This window comes from Marinobacter sp. SBS5, assembly GCF_048285575.1.
Classification (GTDB): domain Bacteria; phylum Pseudomonadota; class Gammaproteobacteria; order Pseudomonadales; family Oleiphilaceae; genus Marinobacter.
In genome coordinates, this window is sequence record NZ_JBLWAZ010000004.1 from 226,495 (window position 1) to 243,392 (window position 16,898).

General features: G+C 55.4%; 18 protein-coding genes. 9 read left to right on the forward strand and 9 right to left on the reverse strand.

What is annotated here, in order from left to right; translation table 11 throughout:
• Positions 1–254: 254 nt before the first annotated feature.
• Positions 255–878: a 23S rRNA (uridine(2552)-2'-O)-methyltransferase RlmE gene (gene rlmE, locus ACNQ6O_RS12625; protein ID WP_418053580.1), complete on the reverse strand. Its 624-nt coding sequence runs from the start codon at positions 876–878 to the stop codon at positions 255–257.
• Positions 879–1,026: 148 nt separating this feature from the next.
• On the opposite strand from rlmE, the gene ACNQ6O_RS12630 reads away from it, so the two are divergent.
• Positions 1,027–1,755: a TrmH family RNA methyltransferase gene (locus ACNQ6O_RS12630; RefSeq protein WP_418053581.1), complete on the forward strand. Its 729-nt coding sequence runs from the start codon at positions 1,027–1,029 to the stop codon at positions 1,753–1,755.
• Between the two features lie 31 nt (positions 1,756–1,786).
• Here the strand turns inward: ACNQ6O_RS12630 and ACNQ6O_RS12635 are convergent, their stop codons facing one another.
• Complete coding sequence (locus ACNQ6O_RS12635) at positions 1,787–2,077, reverse strand: YebG family protein (protein ID WP_418053582.1); 291 nt, start codon at positions 2,075–2,077, stop codon at positions 1,787–1,789.
• Positions 2,078–2,190: 113 nt separating this feature from the next.
• Between ACNQ6O_RS12635 and nfsA the strand changes: the two genes are divergently transcribed.
• Positions 2,191–2,928, forward strand: a complete 738-nt coding sequence (nfsA, locus tag ACNQ6O_RS12640) for an oxygen-insensitive NADPH nitroreductase (protein WP_418053583.1) — start codon at positions 2,191–2,193, stop codon at positions 2,926–2,928.
• A 24-nt stretch (positions 2,929–2,952) separates the two neighbouring features.
• On the opposite strand, the gene ACNQ6O_RS12645 is transcribed toward nfsA, so the two are convergent.
• From ACNQ6O_RS12645 to ACNQ6O_RS12660, 4 genes are read right to left on the reverse strand one after another with little or no spacing between them, the layout of a single operon-like run.
• On the reverse strand, positions 2,953–3,624 hold the full coding sequence (locus ACNQ6O_RS12645; RefSeq protein ID WP_418053584.1) for a LutC/YkgG family protein: 672 nt from the start codon (positions 3,622–3,624) through the stop codon (positions 2,953–2,955).
• On the reverse strand, positions 3,621–5,078 hold the full coding sequence (locus tag ACNQ6O_RS12650) for a LutB/LldF family L-lactate oxidation iron-sulfur protein (protein ID WP_418053585.1): 1,458 nt from the start codon (positions 5,076–5,078) through the stop codon (positions 3,621–3,623). Before ACNQ6O_RS12650 ends, ACNQ6O_RS12645 begins: the two co-directional genes overlap by 4 nt.
• A complete protein-coding gene (locus ACNQ6O_RS12655; protein WP_418053586.1) occupies positions 5,075–5,902 on the reverse strand; it encodes a (Fe-S)-binding protein in 828 nt (275 codons plus the stop codon). The genes ACNQ6O_RS12650 and ACNQ6O_RS12655 overlap by 4 nt, the downstream gene beginning before the upstream one ends.
• Positions 5,899–7,071 carry a mechanosensitive ion channel family protein gene (locus tag ACNQ6O_RS12660; RefSeq protein WP_418053587.1) on the reverse strand — a complete coding sequence of 391 codons (1,173 nt, stop codon included), beginning with the start codon at positions 7,069–7,071 and terminating at the stop codon, positions 5,899–5,901. Before ACNQ6O_RS12660 ends, ACNQ6O_RS12655 begins: the two co-directional genes overlap by 4 nt.
• A 184-nt stretch (positions 7,072–7,255) precedes the next feature.
• On the opposite strand from ACNQ6O_RS12660, the gene ACNQ6O_RS12665 reads away from it, so the two are divergent.
• The 7 genes from ACNQ6O_RS12665 to ACNQ6O_RS12695 all read left to right on the forward strand — a co-directional run bounded on the left by ACNQ6O_RS12665 (position 7,256) and on the right by ACNQ6O_RS12695 (position 14,023).
• On the forward strand, positions 7,256–8,251 hold the full coding sequence (locus ACNQ6O_RS12665) for an LLM class flavin-dependent oxidoreductase (protein ID WP_418053588.1): 996 nt from the start codon (positions 7,256–7,258) through the stop codon (positions 8,249–8,251).
• Positions 8,244–8,783 (forward strand): YqiA/YcfP family alpha/beta fold hydrolase, encoded by a 540-nt coding sequence (locus ACNQ6O_RS12670; RefSeq protein ID WP_418053589.1) that lies wholly within the window; start codon positions 8,244–8,246, stop codon positions 8,781–8,783. The genes ACNQ6O_RS12665 and ACNQ6O_RS12670 overlap by 8 nt, the downstream gene beginning before the upstream one ends.
• A 141-nt stretch (positions 8,784–8,924) precedes the next feature.
• The gene (gene dctP / locus ACNQ6O_RS12675) at positions 8,925–9,953 is read left to right on the forward strand and encodes a TRAP transporter substrate-binding protein DctP (protein ID WP_418053590.1); all 1,029 of its coding nucleotides are present in this window, start codon (positions 8,925–8,927) and stop codon (positions 9,951–9,953) included.
• A 112-nt stretch (positions 9,954–10,065) separates the two neighbouring features.
• The gene (locus tag ACNQ6O_RS12680) at positions 10,066–10,662 is read left to right on the forward strand and encodes a TRAP transporter small permease (protein ID WP_418053591.1); all 597 of its coding nucleotides are present in this window, start codon (positions 10,066–10,068) and stop codon (positions 10,660–10,662) included.
• A 38-nt stretch (positions 10,663–10,700) separates the two neighbouring features.
• Complete coding sequence (locus ACNQ6O_RS12685; RefSeq protein ID WP_418053592.1) at positions 10,701–11,987, forward strand: TRAP transporter large permease; 1,287 nt, start codon at positions 10,701–10,703, stop codon at positions 11,985–11,987.
• Between the two features lie 32 nt (positions 11,988–12,019).
• The gene (locus ACNQ6O_RS12690) at positions 12,020–12,463 is read left to right on the forward strand and encodes a universal stress protein (protein WP_418053593.1); all 444 of its coding nucleotides are present in this window, start codon (positions 12,020–12,022) and stop codon (positions 12,461–12,463) included.
• A 147-nt stretch (positions 12,464–12,610) separates the two neighbouring features.
• Positions 12,611–14,023 (forward strand): alanine/glycine:cation symporter family protein, encoded by a 1,413-nt coding sequence (locus ACNQ6O_RS12695; protein ID WP_418053594.1) that lies wholly within the window; start codon positions 12,611–12,613, stop codon positions 14,021–14,023.
• Between the two features lie 60 nt (positions 14,024–14,083).
• Here ACNQ6O_RS12695 and ACNQ6O_RS12700 read toward each other — a convergent pair whose 3' ends face one another.
• Genes ACNQ6O_RS12700 through ACNQ6O_RS12710 form a run of 3 tightly spaced genes read right to left on the reverse strand, consistent with a single transcriptional unit; the run spans position 14,084 to position 16,897 of the window.
• Positions 14,084–14,941: an ABC transporter permease gene (locus tag ACNQ6O_RS12700; protein WP_418053595.1), complete on the reverse strand. Its 858-nt coding sequence runs from the start codon at positions 14,939–14,941 to the stop codon at positions 14,084–14,086.
• A gap of 4 nt (positions 14,942–14,945) precedes the next feature.
• Complete coding sequence (locus tag ACNQ6O_RS12705; protein WP_418053596.1) at positions 14,946–15,806, reverse strand: ABC transporter permease; 861 nt, start codon at positions 15,804–15,806, stop codon at positions 14,946–14,948.
• Positions 15,803–16,897, reverse strand: coding sequence for an ABC transporter ATP-binding protein (locus ACNQ6O_RS12710; RefSeq protein ID WP_418053597.1), 1,095 nt, complete (start codon positions 16,895–16,897; stop codon positions 15,803–15,805). Before ACNQ6O_RS12710 ends, ACNQ6O_RS12705 begins: the two co-directional genes overlap by 4 nt.
• Position 16,898 lies beyond the last annotated feature (1 nt).

Below are 16,898 nucleotides of genomic sequence, written 5' to 3' on the forward strand. Positions count from 1 at the left end.
CGATAGACAAAATGAGACTCTCAAAAAACCGGAAATTCAGCATGAAATTCAGCTAATTAGGTGGCATGTGTAAATTGCCAAAAGGAAAATCACGAGGAATTCCGTGGAAGTCTTCTTGCAGAAGGAGTCGTAGAGGGAAGATTCAGGGATAGCACACGGCAGGGTAGCAAACGCCCCCCACAAGCAGCAGAACCAGGAGGCAAAACAACGTCAATAACAATCGGCTTTGTGGGGCCAGCAAGGCCCCGTATACATCAGGCGCCCCGAAACCCCTTGGCCACCAAGTAAACCTCACGGGACCGGGCTCTTGAGGAATCCGGCTTGCGCACCGACACCTTATCAAAGGCGGCGCGTACCGATTTAACGTACTCATCGTAGCCTTCACCGTGGAACACTTTAGCGACAAAGCTGCCTTTCGGTTTCAGCACCTGACAGGCCATGTCCAAAGCCAGCTCCACCAAATACATAGACGCAGCCTGGTCTGCAGCATTCACGCCGCTGATGTTAGGCGCCATGTCAGAAACAACCACATCGGCTTTGGCACCGTCCAGAGCGCCCATGAGTTCGTCAAACACCGACTCTTCGGTGAAATCGCCCTGAATAAACTCAACCCCGGCGATGTTATCCATGGGAAGGATGTCCGATGCCAACACCCGGCCTTTGTGGCCCACCAGCTTGGCCGCCACCTGCGACCAACCACCCGGAGCAGAGCCAAGATCCACGACCAGCATGTTGGGCTGAATCAGGCGATCTTTGTCGTTGATTTCCAGCAACTTATAACTGGCGCGGGAGCGATAGCCGTCCAACTGAGCCTGTTTCACAAAGGGATCGTTGACGTGCTCTTCGAGCCAGCGGTTACTGCTTTTTGAACGGGCCATCGGAATAGTCTTCTGTTTACTGCGGGAAAGGGCCATTGTACGCCGCTGCCTACACGACCGCAAAAGCCGCCAAGCGCCTGACAAGCAACAGGCGCACCAGTACAATGGCGCAACAACGCCAAGCACTGCTTAACACTGGAAGCCTACCGTGAAGCTGGACGACATCAAGAAACTGCATCAAAAGAAATATCGCCAATCCTTGGGGCATTTCTTGGTCGAAGGAGAGCACTTGGTGCTCGAACTGGAAAAGGCTGCCGCCAGCAACCCTCACTGGAAACGGGCTCAACTGTTTGTCACCAGCGCCTACGAAGACTGGCGCAGCCCGTGGCCCAAGCAAGTGATCAGTGATCGGCAAATGGCTCAGCTGGCAGACACCAAAACTCCGCAAGGCATTCTTGCGGTGGTTCCTTTGCCCACCGCCGCCAGCCCCCATTCAGTCAACGGTGAAAAAGCCGTTTACCTGCACGAAGTTCAGGACCCCGGCAACCTTGGCACCATTTTGCGTACTCTGGCGTGGTTTGGCGGGATGCGTTGCCTACTTAGCCCCGGCAGTGTCGACCCTTACAACCCGAAAGTGGTCCGCTCCAGCATGGGCGCCATTTTTCATGTACCGATCGAAACCGACATCAGCTTGGATGCCCTGGGCCAGCGTTACCCAAACATTGCCTGTCTGGACATTGGTGGTGACAGCCTCACCCAACCCGGTTTTCAAGGTCACGATTGTTACCTGTTCGGCAACGAAGCCCGAGGTGTACCAACGGCGGCCTTAACCAAACTCAACGCCCATCGGTACACCATCCCTGGCGCGGCGACGATTGAGTCCCTGAACCTAGCCTCAGCCGTCAATATGGCTACCTACGAACTGAACCGAAAGTAGCACGACACCATGGGTGGCAACGGTTGCCTACTCAGCTTTCTGTCGGCGCCACTTCGCCGACCTCGGTCAGCAGTTCCGGCTTTTTCATGGCCTTCGCGAACAGATCTTTGTGCTCGGCAATGCTTATCGCGCACTTTTCTGCCAACTCTTCTGAAATGCCATCTACGTTTTTCTCCAACCAGAGCGCCACATTCTCTGCCAGCTCCAGCACTTTATCCCGTGCATCGGCTTCGGCCTTGCTTTGAAAGAGCATGGTATCTGGGTTGCTTAGCGCCATTTCCAGTCCGTCCCGATCCGAAAAGTATAATGATTGCACTGCCATGAGGCTTCCTCGCAGTCGTTAAAAACATGTATATTTATACAGTAGCATAGTACACGCAAATAGCCGACGATGGGAACCGTGCCCATATTTTTATTCACTACCGATGAGGGGTTATGAATCCAACAATCGAACTTCTGAAGTCACACCGCTCCATTCGCAAGTTCAAAGATCAGCAGATTCCCAGGCCGCTGTTTGAAGAGCTGATCCGTGCGGGCCAGAGTGCCGCGACTTCTAGCCACGTGCAGGCTTACACCCTTATTCATGTCGTGAACCCGGAAAGCCGTGCGCGCTTGGCTGAGTTAGCCGGAGGCCAGCCCTATGTCGCTAGCGCCTCGGATTTCTTGGTGTTCTGTGCCGATATGAAACGCTCAACAGAAGCCGCCGAACGATCCGGTGCGGAAGTCACCCGCGGAATGACTGAGCAAATGCTGGTTGCCAGTGTCGATGTGGCTTTAATGGCTCAGAATGTGGTGGTTGCTGCGGAGTCGGAAGATCTGGGCATCTGCTACATTGGCGGCATTCGCAATAACCCGCAGGAAGTCAGCGAGCTTCTGAAGCTGCCAGAGCATGTCTACCCAGTGTTCGGCCTGTGCCTTGGCTACCCGGACCAAAACCCCGAGGTGAAGCCCCGTCTGCCACTGGCCAGCATTTTGAAACAAGACGTCTACGACGATTCTAACGATGAAGCGTTGGTTGCTGAGTTTGACGACACCATGGCCCGTTATTACCGGGAGCGTACAGGCGGCAACAAAAACACCAACTGGTCCGAGCAGTTGAAGCCCTTGTTCACCAGTAAACTCCGCGCACACATGAAAGAGTTCCTGCAAAAACGCGGATTCGGCGTCAAGTAAGCACTGACTATGCGCGTTTGAAGATCAGGCATCCTCAAGGATGAGGACAATCAGTTCTTTCGGGCCATGAGCGCCGTACGCCAGCACCTGCTCGATATCAGCCGTTTTCGAGGGCCCGGATACAAGCAAGAGATTGGTGGGCAAACCGGCCGACCAGTTCTGCTTTTGCATCATGCCGTACAGGTTGTCTTCGATCTCGCTCGCCTTCAGCAAGGCGATATGCAGCGGTGGTAACAGGCTCATCAAACGCGGTTCATGCCGGTCCGGCCACAACACCAGCGATCCGGTTGCAGCAATGGCACCGGCGGTGCTGGTGATACTGGCATCCACTTGCCAGAACAGCTCTTCCTTCCAGTCTTCAATCGAGCGGTCATAGGCCAGCAAGTCCTGCTTGGCGCCGGCTTCCGCCCAATGCCCCGCCAGTTGCCGACCATGCTCTGTACCCGGTGCGTACAGCAGGTTGCCCAGCTTTCGGCTCTCCAACAGCTCCTGCACCTTCGCAGGCCAGTTCGCTGCAGCCAGCGTATACACCTCGGTATGAACGGATTCCATCAGGCTGCGAAGGCGCTGGATTCGGTCTTCCGGCGCGTACTGCCAAGGCTCGGTTACCAGCGCCTCGTCAAACTGATCGGGCCTTGGCGTTGTTCCCTCTAAGCCTGCCCGGAGTTTGTTCAGAATATTGTCGCGGGCGCTCATGGTTGGCCTCCCGTTTTTGTCTGGGCGTTCAGGTGGGCTTTCGCCAAATCGTGCAAGGACCGGCGAGCCGGTATCGGCGCAGTGTGATTGTCGGTCCAAGGGCCAAGTTTGCCGGGCGTCAGCTTGCCAAAGCGGGTTGCGGCCCATAGCAAACCTTTATACAACGCTGGCCGGCTATTCAACGTTGCCCATATGCGCCAAAGGCCGCGCTCTTTGCGGGAGTATTTGGCGCCACCTCCTTTTACAACCTGCAGCTCTTCCGAGCTTTTTATGTTCTCCTGCCGCAGCCGTTGCAGCAGCTCCGGAATGGGAATTTTCACCGGGCATACCTCACCACAAGCACCGCACAATGACGAGGCGCTGGGGTGATCGGGCACGTGATCTAGGCCCACCATGTGTGGGGTGACAATCTTGCCAATCGGTCCGGGATACACTTCACCGTAGGTGTGGCCACCCACTCGGGTATACACCGGACAATGGTTCATACAGGCACCGCAGCGGATGCAGTTCAGAGTTTGGCGCAGTTGGGCGTCGGCAAAAGCTCCGCTGCGGCCGTTATCCAGCAGAACCAAGTGCACTTCTTCCGGGCCGTCCAGTTCATCCGGTTTGCGGGGGCCGGAGATCATGTTGACGTAGGTGGTGATCGGCTGCCCCAGTGCCGAGCGCGTCAATAACGACAACAAGGGCACCACATCCCGAAGGTTTCCCACCACCTTTTCGATCCCGGTGACCGCCACATGCACCGGCGGTACCGTAGTGCTCATGCGGCCGTTGCCTTCGTTCTCCACCAGCAGCAGGGTTCCGGTTTCCGCGATCGCAAAATTAACGCCCGACACTCCGACGTCAGCTTCCATAAACTTTTTGCGCAGAATACGCCGGCCAATCTGGATCAATTCGTTCACATCGTCGGTTTCTTCCACACCCAGTTTGTTGTGGAAAAGTTCCGACACCTGCCGGCGGTTTTTGTGAATGGCGGGCATGATAATGTGGGACGGCTTTTCGCCATCCAGCTGGACGATGTACTCGCCCATATCGGATTCCAGGCACTCGATATCCCGTTCAGCTAGGTAGTCGTTCATCTCCATTTCTTCGCTGACCATGGATTTGCCTTTCACCACCTGTGAGCCCTGTTTCGACTCGATGATGGCGTGCACAATGCGGTTGGCCTCTTCCGTAGTTTCGGCCCAATGTACTTGAACGCCGTTTTCGGTCAGCTTAGCTTCCAACTGCTCCAGTAAATCTGGCAATTGGGACAAAGCCCGGGCCTTGATGTGATTGCCCAACTCCCGCAACCCCTCGCGTTCATGCTCGTCGGGGAACGCATCGGCGCGCTTTTGCATCAGCGAGTCCATGGCCACCCGGAAATTGGTCCGCAGTTGGCTGTCCGCCAAAGCATCTGTGGCGCGGCCACGGAAACTGCTGGCGAGTTCTGTCACCGGAATACGCTGGCTCATGACACCCCCTCGCTACTAACTCGCTCCCACAGAAAACTGGCCAGATGCCGTCCCCGGAAGGCCTGCTTTTGCTTATCCAAAGCGCCATTGATATTCAACAGGCATCCGCCATCGGCGGTCACCATTTCGACCGCTCCGCTGTCCCGCAAGGCTCGTGTTTTATCGAGCACCATGGCGCCGGACACTTCCGGCATGCGCACCGAGAAGGTGCCACCAAAACCACAGCATTCACTTTCGTGGTCGTGATCCAGCCTTTCCACATTATCCAGTTTGCCCAGCAGCTCCCGGGCGTGCAGGTGAGTGTTCATTTCCCGGCGGGCAGAGCAAGACGTGTGCAGAGCAACCTGAGTGGGCTGGCCCAAGTCCCGCCACTCAACCTTGCACACATGAAGCAAAAATTCGGTCAGTTCAAACGTTCGCCTAGCTAAATCCTCGACGCGTTTCAGCGTTGCAGGCTCCTCAGCGAATACTTCCCGATAATGCTGGCGAAACATGCCAGCACAGGAACCGGACGGCACCACCACCGGCAGGCCGTTATCCAGCACATCCAGCTGGGAACGAGCAACGTCCCTCGCCTCGTTCACATAACCAGAGGTCCAGGCCGGCTGGCCACAACAGGATTGTTCCTGTGGAAAATGCACCCGAATACCTTCGCGTTCCAACAAACGAATGGCATCCAGCCCCGCTTCCGGGAAAAACAGGTCCACCACGCAGGTTCCAAACAGCGTCACCTCGGTGGGCTTCGCTGGATATTCTCTTGGTGCAGGCCTTGCTGGAGCGATCCGCGTGGCATTGGGTGCGGCATCGTAGAACAGTTCACTCACGCGCTATCACCCCCAGACTCTGCGGCACGATCTACCCGGTTTTTTGGATAAAGCGGCTCCAGGATCGGCTTCAAGCCTTTAGCCTCGTCTACAAAGAGCTGCAGATGCGGGAAGGGTATTTCGATACCAGCCTCATCCAGCGTCTCTTTGATCTGCTCCAACACGTCCGCCATGATGGTTGGCTGCACATCCAGGTTATCCGGTGTAATCCAGATTTTGACTTCCAGGTCGACCGACGAGTCGCCCAGATTTTTAAGCACCACCCGTGGCTCCATGCCCGGTGACTGCAGCACTTCCGGGTGCGCCAAAAGTACCGGCATAATGGCATCTCGGGCAGCCTTGGCGGACTCTTTGTAGGCAATACCTACCGAAATGTTCAGCCTTGTAGCGCCTTCGGCACTGTAGTTAACAATTTCTGAAGAAGCGACGCTGTCATTGGGAATCATGGTAAAAATGTTGTCCCGAGTCCGCAGCCACGTGGTTCGCAGCGCAATCTTCACCACCTTGCCATCCTGGCCATTAATGGTGACCCAGTCGCCAATGCGAAACGGCCGCTCAATCAGCAAGGTGATACCGGCGATGAAGTTCGAAAGCGTCGACTGGGCCGCAAACCCCACGGCAATACCGACAATCCCCAGGCCCGCCACAATCGACAACAGGTCAAACCCGAACTGCGCGAGGATAGTGACCACCGCGAAGGTCGCCATCACCACCGACAACACATTGCCGGCCAGCTGCTGGATAGACGCATCCAACCGGTTGCGGCGAAGCGTTTCAGCAATCAGGCGACGAACGACCAGCCACGCCACGTAGAAGCCCAGCGCCAGCAAACCCGCCCTCGCGACCGCTTTTAAAAACTCAACTCCCGCTCCGAATTGCGCCAGGATAACCAGCAACGCACCCAGCCCGGTCAGATACCGTAGCCCGCTTCTCCCGTGCTTGAAGACGGAGCGATCAACATTGCGCTTACCGACCACTAGTCGAATAAGCCCAATCAACACTAGGTATACTCCCAGAAACAAAGCCAAATACAGAATCGAAATCAGCATCTGGCTGAGCACATAGGCTCCCACCTCACGCCAGGCAAACTCGTGGCCACCAAAGGCGCTCAGTGTATCCCCAAGGTTTTTCTTTAATTGCTCAACCACAACTGCCGTGAATTCGACCATCAATCCTGTCCTTTACCAAATGAGCGCGGGAGGCGTTCAAACTACCCTTGGGGAAATTGCTTGCGCAATACACATATAGTAGCGGATTCTCGCCCCGTCATTTCCAATCTACCCTTGAAGAGCCGTCCCGAAGTCGCCATGTTTAGCTAGTAATGTCATACCCTTCTCACCACTCGGGAGCCTCATGTCCAAAAAACTCGACTATTCACTGCTTGAACTGGCCTCCGTGCGCGAAGGTGATTCCGTTTCCACCACATTGGCAAACAGCGTTGCCTATGCCCAACACGCTGAAAGTCTGGGTTTCAAACGCTTCTGGCTGGCCGAACATCACAACATGGAAGGCATCACCAGCTCCGCAACCTCGGTGCTGGTGGGCCACATTGCCGGAGAAACCAACAGCATTCGAGTCGGCTCTGGCGGTGTCATGCTGCCCAATCACCCGCCGCTGGTCATTGCCGAACAGTTTGGCACGCTGGAATGCCTGTACCCGGGGCGTATTGACTTGGGGCTTGGCCGCGCGCCAGGAACCGACCAGATAACCGCCCGCGCGCTGCGCCGTGAAAGCATTGGCGCCGAGCAGTTCCCGGAAGATGTTGCACACCTGCAAAGCTTGCTCGGCCCTCTTCAGCCGGGGCAACAGGTCAAAGCCATTCCGGGCGCTGGAACCAACGTGCCCATCTGGTTGTTGGGCTCCAGCCTCTACAGCGCCCAACTGGCGGCTATGCGGGGACTGCCCTACGCTTTTGCCGGCCACTTTGCGCCTCGTTTGTACCGGGAAGCACTGCGGGTGTACCGCGACAACTTCCAACCCTCGGAGCAGTTGCAACAGCCTTACGCCATGCTCGCCATTCCAGCAGTACCGGCCGACTCCCTAGACGAGGCGAAACACCTGACCACCACCAGCTACCAGCGTATTCTGGCGCTGTTCCGGGGGCAACCGTTATGGATGAAGCCGCCTGTCGACTCCATGGAAGGCCTTTGGAACGCCGCCGAAGAAGCAGGCGTGAAAGATTTTCTGGGCTTGCAGGTACTCGGCAACTCGACGGACATCAAGCAGCAGCTTGACGAGTTACTTTCCGATATACAGGTCGAGGAACTGATGTTTACTGTCGACATCTACGAGCCGGAGAAGCGCCGGCATGCACTCAACATTTTGGCAGAGAGTTTGTCCGATGACTGATGATCGCTTTTTCGTCTTTTTATCACACGGGCTGGAAAGTGGACCGAAAGGCACCAAAGTGCAGGCCATGAAAGCCGTGGCTGAAGAGTTTCCCGGTGTGATCGCAGAGGCGATAGATCACACCAGCACCAAAGACCCGGAAACCCGCCTGCAACAAATGCGTGATGCCATGGCTGCAGCAGGCGCCACACCGGAGCGAACCATTCTGGCCGGCTCTAGCATGGGCGGCTGGGTTTGTGCCCAAACCAGTGCAAACACACCGGTTCGGGGTTGTTTTCTGCTAGCTCCGGCGCTGGCATTGGCCAAGTACCCGCAATCCAGCCCGACCATTCAGGCAAAACACGTACAAATCATTCATGGCTGGAACGACGATGTGGTGCCGGTCATGCCCGTTCTAGAACTTGCTCGTCAGCAGCAGTTGCAAGCCCTGATACTGCCGGACGGGCACCGGCTTGAAAACAGCGTGGACAGGGTCGTCAGGGAGTTTCGCCACTTCATGAAAAGCTGTTTAAGCGAGCAGAATCCATACTGAAATCATAACGTTGTAAAATCCGTTCGTTCACTTTCTCATGTTTTCTAATTTTGGCCAGTTCCTTGCGAAAACCGCTTTGTTTTGCCAGTCTTTGTAAAGTTAACAAGGAACTAACTAAAAAAAGCGAGCGGAGATCACGCAATGAACAGCACAAACAAATTCCGGAAACTGGTCGGTATTTCAGCATTGGCTTTTGCCGGGCTGACCGCTGCCAACGCAGTAAATGCCGCCAACTGGCGTTACGCCCACGAAGAATACGAGGGTGATGTTCAAGACGTCTACGCCTACAAATTCAAAGAATACATCGAAGAAAACTCAGACCACACTTTGCAGATCTTCCGCTTTGGCGAGCTCGGTGAGTCTGACGACATCATGGAGCAAACCCAGGCTGGCATCCTTAATTTCGTCAACCAGTCTCCGGGGTTCACCGGCGCGCTGATTCCGGAAGCGCAGATTTTCTTTATCCCCTATCTGATGCCAACCGACATGGACACGGTGATCGAATTCTTCCGTGAATCCAAAGCGATCAACGAGGATTTCCCCAAGCTTTATGCCGAACAGGGTCTGGAGCTTCTGCAAATGTACCCCGAAGGTGAAATGGTGGTCACCGTTGACGAGCCCGTCACCTCGCCTGAAGAACTGAACAACAAAAAGATCCGGGTTATGACCAACCCGCTGTTGTCAGAAACCTATTCTGCTTTCGGCGCTACCCCGACACCTCTGCCTTGGGGTGAAGTTTACGGTGCTCTGCAAACCAACATGATCCAGGGTCAGGAAAACCCGATTTTCTGGATTGAATCCGGCGGCTTGTACGAGGTCTCTCCGAATCTGGTGTTCACCGGTCACGGCTGGTTCACCACCGCCATGATGGCTAACCAGAACTTCTACAACGGCCTGTCCGATGAAGACAAAAAGCTGGTTCAGGATGCAGCCGACTACGCCTTCGAAGAGATCATCGAGCATATCGATGGTCTGGCCGACGAGGCTCTGGAAAAGATTACCTCTAAGAGCGACGAAGTCACCGTTACCCGTCTGAACGAAGAACAGATCGAAGCCTTCCGCGCCCGCGCGCCGCAGGTTGAAGAGAAGTTTATCGATATGACCGGTAAGCGTGGTAAGGAACTATTGGAACAGTTCAAAGCCGACCTTGAAGCCGTTAAAGGCGAATAAACGGCAGGATTCAAAGGGTGGCTAAGGCCACCCTTTGTTGTCCGGCTAAGGTTTAAACCCGCCCCGCCGGAGTCTTTGCCCGCCGGGAGCAATCAGTTGTGGAGCACCACCCATGTCTGAGCATCCTCAAGAGGCTGTCGAAGACGATACTGGCGCCTACGAATCCGGTTTACCCGGCATTCTTGGCACCATCGACGAATGGATTGCCAAAACCGAAGCGGTGATGCTGGCCGCCGGCGTCATCCTGATGGCCATCAACACCTGCGTTAACGTGATTGGCCGTTTTGTGTTTGGAGAAGGCCTGTTTTTCTCCGGCGAAATCAATCGAATCCTCATCATTCTGATCACTTTTGCCGGCATCGGCTATGCAGCCCGTCATGGCCGCCATATTCGCATGTCAGCAGTCTACGATGCGTTTCCGGCCGGTGGGCGGAAAGTTCTGATGATCATCATCGCGCTTTTTACCTCTGTCGTGATGTTTTTCCTGTGTTACTACTCCTACGGGTACATCGAAACACTGCACGGCCGAGGTCGAATCCTGCCTGCACTAGGCTTACCTATCTGGTGGATTTACGTCTGGGCACCCATTGGTTTTGCAGTCACTGGTATTCAATACTTCCTCACCGCCATCAAGAACTTAACCAGCAAGGACGTTTACCTTTCAACAGGGGTGGTTGACGGTTATGCCGACACTGAATCAGAAGTCTAAAAGCAGCATAAACCTGGAAGGTTGAGGACACATATACTATGGCAACTATCATGATGCTCACCATGATCGGGCTGTTGCTTTTGGGCTTCCCGATGATGATTCCGCTGATCACCGCCGCGGTGATTGGCTTTGTAATGATGTTTGACGGTTTCGGCCAGATGGGCACGTTCATCCAGCAAATGATGGGTGGCATCCGGCCGGCGTCGTTAATCGCTGTACCCATGTTCATTCTGGCCGCAGACATTATGACTCGCGGCCAGTCAGCCGACCGCCTGATCAACATGGTGATGTCGTTTATCGGCCACGTGAAAGGTGGCCTGGCGATCAGTACCGCCACCTCCTGCACCTTGTTCGGCGCGGTATCCGGCTCCACTCAGGCAACCGTTGTCGCCGTGGGTTCTCCGCTGCGCCCCAAAATGCTGAAAGCTGGCTACTCGGATTCATTCACTCTGGCGCTGATCATCAACGCCAGTGACATTGCCTTCCTGATTCCGCCCAGTATCGGCATGATCATTTACGGCGTTATCTCCGAAACCTCCATTGCCGAGCTATTTATTGCGGGCATTGGCCCGGGCCTGCTGATTTTGTGCATGTTTTCGGTGTACTGCCTGATCTACGCCTACAAGAACGATGTGCCCACAGAAGCAAAAGCCAGCTGGAAACAACGCGCCCTGTCGGTACGGGATGCCTCTTGGCCTATGATGTTCCCGGTCATTATTGTCGGCGGTATCTATGGCGGGATCTTCAGCCCGACGGAAGCGGCTGCAGTGTGCGTGCTTTATGCCTTCCTGCTGGAATTCGTGGTTTTCCGTTCACTGAAGCTCAACGACATTTACCGCATCGCCAAATCCACGGGCCTGATCACAGCGGTGGTATTCATTCTGGTTGCAGTAGGTAACGGCTTCTCCTGGATTATTTCCTTCGCTCAGATTCCACAAGCGATTCTGGAGTCCGTTGGCGTTAACGAAGCCGGCCCGGTAGGCGTACTAATCGCAATTTGTATCGCGTTCTTCATTGCCTGCATGTTTGTGGACCCCATCGTGGTGATCTTGGTTCTCACCCCAATTTTTGCACCCGCGATCCAATCCACAGGTCTGGATCCGGTTCTGGTGGGTGTATTGATCACCTTGCAGGTAGCCATTGGCTCGGCAACACCGCCGTTCGGCTGCGATATATTCACCGCCATCGCCATCTTCAAGCGGCCCTATCTGGAGGTTATCCGTGGCACACCACCGTTCATCTTCATGCTGGTCGCGGCCGCTGGTTTGATCATCGCCTTCCCGCAAATTGCGCTGTTCCTGAGGGATCTGGCTTACCCGCAGTAAGCCGGATTTCCGGCCAATAACAGGAGACTGCTATGTTCAAACGAATTCTTGCGGCCGTTGATGGCTCCAAAACTTCGCTGAGGGCACTGGATAAGGCGATTGAGCTGCAACGGCTGATGCCGGACGTGGAGATTTTCATCCTCTGCGTTTACAAACACCACAGCCTGTTTGAGGCCTCCCTATCAATAGGCCGGCCGGATGATATGGATATTCCGGACAAGGTGCTGTCGGAATACGCAAAAGGCGTGGTTAACCACGCCAAAGAATTTGCCAAGGATCATGGAGCCACCAAGGTCCGTGGCTTTGTGAAGGCAGGCCGTCCTTCGAAAGTCATTGTGAAGTTCGCCCAGGACAAAGAAGCCGACCTGATCGTGGTCGGCACCAAGGGCACCAACACCGACAAAGACGGCATGTTTCTCGGCAGCGTATCGCACCGCGTAGCCTCCCAGGCTAAGTGCCCGGTACTGGTCGTCTGACAAAACCACCTCTCTTCTGAACACCCCGAAAGCAGATTTTTTGCTGCCGGGGTATCACGGATATCCGCAAGCTGCGTGAAATTTCACCGTGCTAAACTGCCGTGCCTCTAGGTTAACTTTCATTCACAAATCACAAGGCGCTAGTCGATGACCGCAATTGTCGATTTTCTCAACTCTATTATTTGGGGCTATGTCCTCGTTTACGGTTTGCTCGCCGTAGGCATTTTCTTCACCATTCGCCTCGGCTTTCTACAGTTTCGTCATTTCGGAGAGATGGTACGCGCCATCCGTGGCTCCCGTGAAAGTGACGTCCACGGCATATCTCCGTTTCAGGCTCTCTGCACCAGTCTCGCCTCGCGCGTAGGTACTGGCAATCTGGCCGGTGTGGCCGTCGCGCTGTATCTGGGCGGTGCCGGCGCCATTTTCTGGATGTGGATGGTCGCTTTGGTGGGTATGGCCACGGGTTATGCGGAAAGCACTCTGGCACAGCTTTACAAAGTTCGTGATGGCAAAGGCCAATACCGCGGTGGTCCCGCTGTATATATCGCCAAGGGCCTGAAAGCACCCTGGGCCGCAGCCATTTTTGCAGTGTGCCTGATCATTTCCTTCGGGCTTGTGTTCAACGCGGTTCAAGCCAACTCCATTGCAGATGCCATGCAAGGCGCCTTTGGCACCCCGAAACTGGGTGTGGGTGTAGTGATTGCCGCGTGTGCGGGCTTGGTAATTTTCGGCGGTTTACGCAAAATCGTTCGTTTTGCTGAATTTGTAGTGCCCTTTATGGCCGGTGCTTATGTGCTGTTGGCGCTGGTCGTCATGGCCATGAACATTACTGAAGTACCGGGCGTACTGGCACTGATCGTCAAAAGTGCCTTCGGCCTTGAAGAAGCGGCCGGTGGCGCTGCGGGCTCCATCACCGCCGCCATGCTCAATGGTATCAAGCGCGGCTTGTTCTCCAACGAAGCGGGTATGGGCTCGGCGCCGAACATTGCCGCCACAGCCACACCTGCGCCACACCACCCGTCTTCTCAAGGCCTGGTGCAGGCATTCGGTGTGTTTGTCGACACCATCGTTGTGTGTACAGCAACGGCGGTCATGATCCTGCTCGCCGGCGTTCTTGAGCCTGGCTCCGGCGTGACCGGCACCCAGTTGACGCAACAAGCGATGGAAGTTCACCTCGGCGAATTTGGCAGCTACTTCATTGCCGTGGCCATCCTGTTCTTCGCCTTTACCTCCATTGTCGCCAACTACACCTATGCTGAAAACGCGTTGGTGTACTTGAAAGGCGGCAATACATTGGGCCTGACGATTCTGCGTCTAGCCGCTTTGGGTATGGTGATTTGGGGTGGCTACGAGGCCGTCGTCACCGTATTCAACGCAGCAGACGCTTCCATGGGTCTGATGGCCGTGATCAACCTGATTGCCATTGTGCTCTTGTCAGGCACAGTAACTAAGCTGACCAAAGATTATTTGGCACAGCGCAAGGAAGGTTTGGTCCCGCAATTCAAGTCAAAAGATTATCCAGAACTGCACGAGAAGATCGACAGCAATATCTGGCACTGATCTGCAATGCCCTGCTGCTATCCGGTGATAGCTGCAGGGCATTTCTTTCCTTTCCGCGAACTATTGATCCCCTCGGTTTTGCCGCAAAGTCAGCATCGCTAACAGCCCGGACACGGCCATCAAGAACAGCGCCACGGCATTGAGCACCGGCGTAGATCCCTCTCGCAATCGGTTAAAGAGCGCTACCGTCAACGGCGTGTCACTACCGGTGAGCATAACCGTGGTGTTGAAGTTCTCGAACGACATCAGAAACGCCATGGCCGCCGCCCCGAAAATCGACGGCATCAACCAAGGCAAGGTCACGGTGAACCACGCCACCAATGGCGTAGCGCCCAGGTTCAGCGCCGCTTCTTCCAATTGTGGATCAAACTTTCGCAACCGTGCGCCGATGACCAGCGTGGCCAGTGTTGTAATAAACGTCACTTGCCCCATAACGACCAGCGTCATGCCCGGCCGAAAGATATCCAGCTCGATACCCCACAACCGGGACACTTCGTTCGCCGTGCCGCTGTAGAACACTAGAATAGAAACCCCCAGAATCACTCCGGGAATCACCAGCGGTAACAGCATCAGCAGATACAAGAACTCCTTGCCGCGAAACTGCAGACGCTCAAACAACACCGCATTCACGCAACCCAGTGCAACGCTGCCCAAAGTTACCCAAAAGGCGATTTTGGTGCTGACCCACAATGCACTGAGCAGGCCATCGTCATGGAACAGGCCCGTTCGCCCTTCGCTGCCATCCGCCAAATACCAGTCCAGCGTAAACCCTTGCCAAGGCAATGAGGGAAACGGGGAATCGTTGAACGCAAAGGCGGCTGTCACCAGCAGCGGCATTGCCAGGTAGACGAAAAAGGCCACCAGATAGGCCAAGTAGAGGCCATCAAACAAACGGGAACGAGGTACGGAACGAATCATGCGGTCACCCCATTACCTTGCGCAGAGACTGACCAGACAATTTCAGTCCAACCCACACCATCACTGACGACAACACCAGCAAAAGTACCCCTAAAGCGGCTCCCTGCTCCCAATTGAAGCGGGTAATAAACTGGGTGAAGATTTGTTCGGTGAACCAAGCGCTGTCTTTGCCGCCCATTAGAACCGGTGTCAGATAGCTGCCGAGCGTTAACATGAACACCACAATACAACCCGAAACGATGCCGGGCATGGCCCAAGGCACTACGACTTCCCGCAGCACCGTGGCGTGGCCGCCGCCAAGGTCGTAACCCGCCTCCACCAGATTCTCGTCCATACCATCCAACGTGGTCACCAGGGGCACCACCATAAACAGCAAGCCGTTGTAGACAAGCCCGACAATCACCGCGACATCGTTATAGAGCATTTCCACCGGGCCATCGGCCCAGCCCAATGCCTGCAGCCAAGAGCTGAACAATCCACTTTCACGCAGCAGAATCATCCAGCCGTAAGTACGTACTAACTCACTGGCCCAAAAAGGAATCAGGCAGGCCAGAAACAGTATGCCTTTGCTGCGGCCACGGGCCATTTTGGCGATGTACCAAGCAATGGGGAAAGCCACCAGCAGCGTCAGAAAGGTGGTGAACAATGACATCACGCCGGTACGTACGAAGGTGCGCCAGTAATACGATTCCGTAAAGAAGTTCTGATACTGCTCCACCCCCCATGCCAGCGTGTCCCAGCTCTCGCGAACCTGAAACGACACCCTGAGCATTTGTATGTGGGGCACCAACACCAACAGCACAATCCACAACAGGAAGGGGGTTAACAACAGCCAGAGTGAGAGGCTACTCGCCGAAGATTTCATGCCCCATCCACCCTGAACACTCGAGCCAGCATGGGGTCCCAAGCCAGCTTGATCGTACTGTCGGTGGTCAAGGCTGGCGCGGAACCGTCTTGGGGTAAGCGGGCATACACGGGGCTGCCGCTGCTTTCCGCCTCAACCCGGCTATTCGCACCGTCGAACAGTGTCGCCTTCACACTCGCCTGCATCACCGAGTAATCACTGTTCGGCGCAGAACCGGTAAACATCAGCGATTCGGGGCGAATATACAGCTCCGCACGCGCACCCGGCGGCAGCTCATTCGACGCCAGGCGGCCGCGCACCACCTCGCCACTATCCAGCCGGATGTGTGCCAGATTGTCTGCCAGCGAGACCACTTCTCCCGCCAGCCGATTGTTATCGCCTACAAAACCCGCAACGAACGGCGTCGCGGGTTCCCGATAGAGCACTTCTGGTGGTGCTACCTGATCAAAGCGACCGTCTTTCATCACCGCCACCTGATCGGACATCACCATGGCTTCCGACTGATCGTGGGTAATGTACACAAAGGTTGTACCGAACTGCTTCTGAAGGTGCTTAAGCTCCACCTTCATCTGTTCCCGCAGTTTAAGATCAAGCGCACCTAAAGGTTCATCCAACAACAACAGAGTAGGTTTCAGCACCAAACAACGGGCAAGGGCCACCCGCTGGCGCTGGCCACCGGACAACTCCAGCGGATTACGGTTTTCGAGCCCCGGTAGGCCTACCTGTTCAAGCACTTCTGCCGTCAGCTTCCGGCGTTCGGCCGCGGGCACTTTCCGCCGTTTCAAGCCATAGCCGATGTTGTCGCCCACCGACATGGTGGGAAACAAGGCTAGGTGCTGAAACACCATGTTCACCGGCCGGCGGTTAGGCGGAACATCATTCATCCGCTCACCACGGATATAGATATCACCCTCGTTCGGTTTATCGAAGCCCGCCAGCAGGCGTAGCAGCGTGGTCTTGCCGCAACCAGACGGGCCGAGAATAGAGAAGAACGTGCCAGCAGGTACGTCCAATGAAATGTCATTTACCGCTGTATGGGCGCCGAAGCGCCGCACCAGCCCGTTACAGGAAAGGTCTGATTGTGTAGCCATG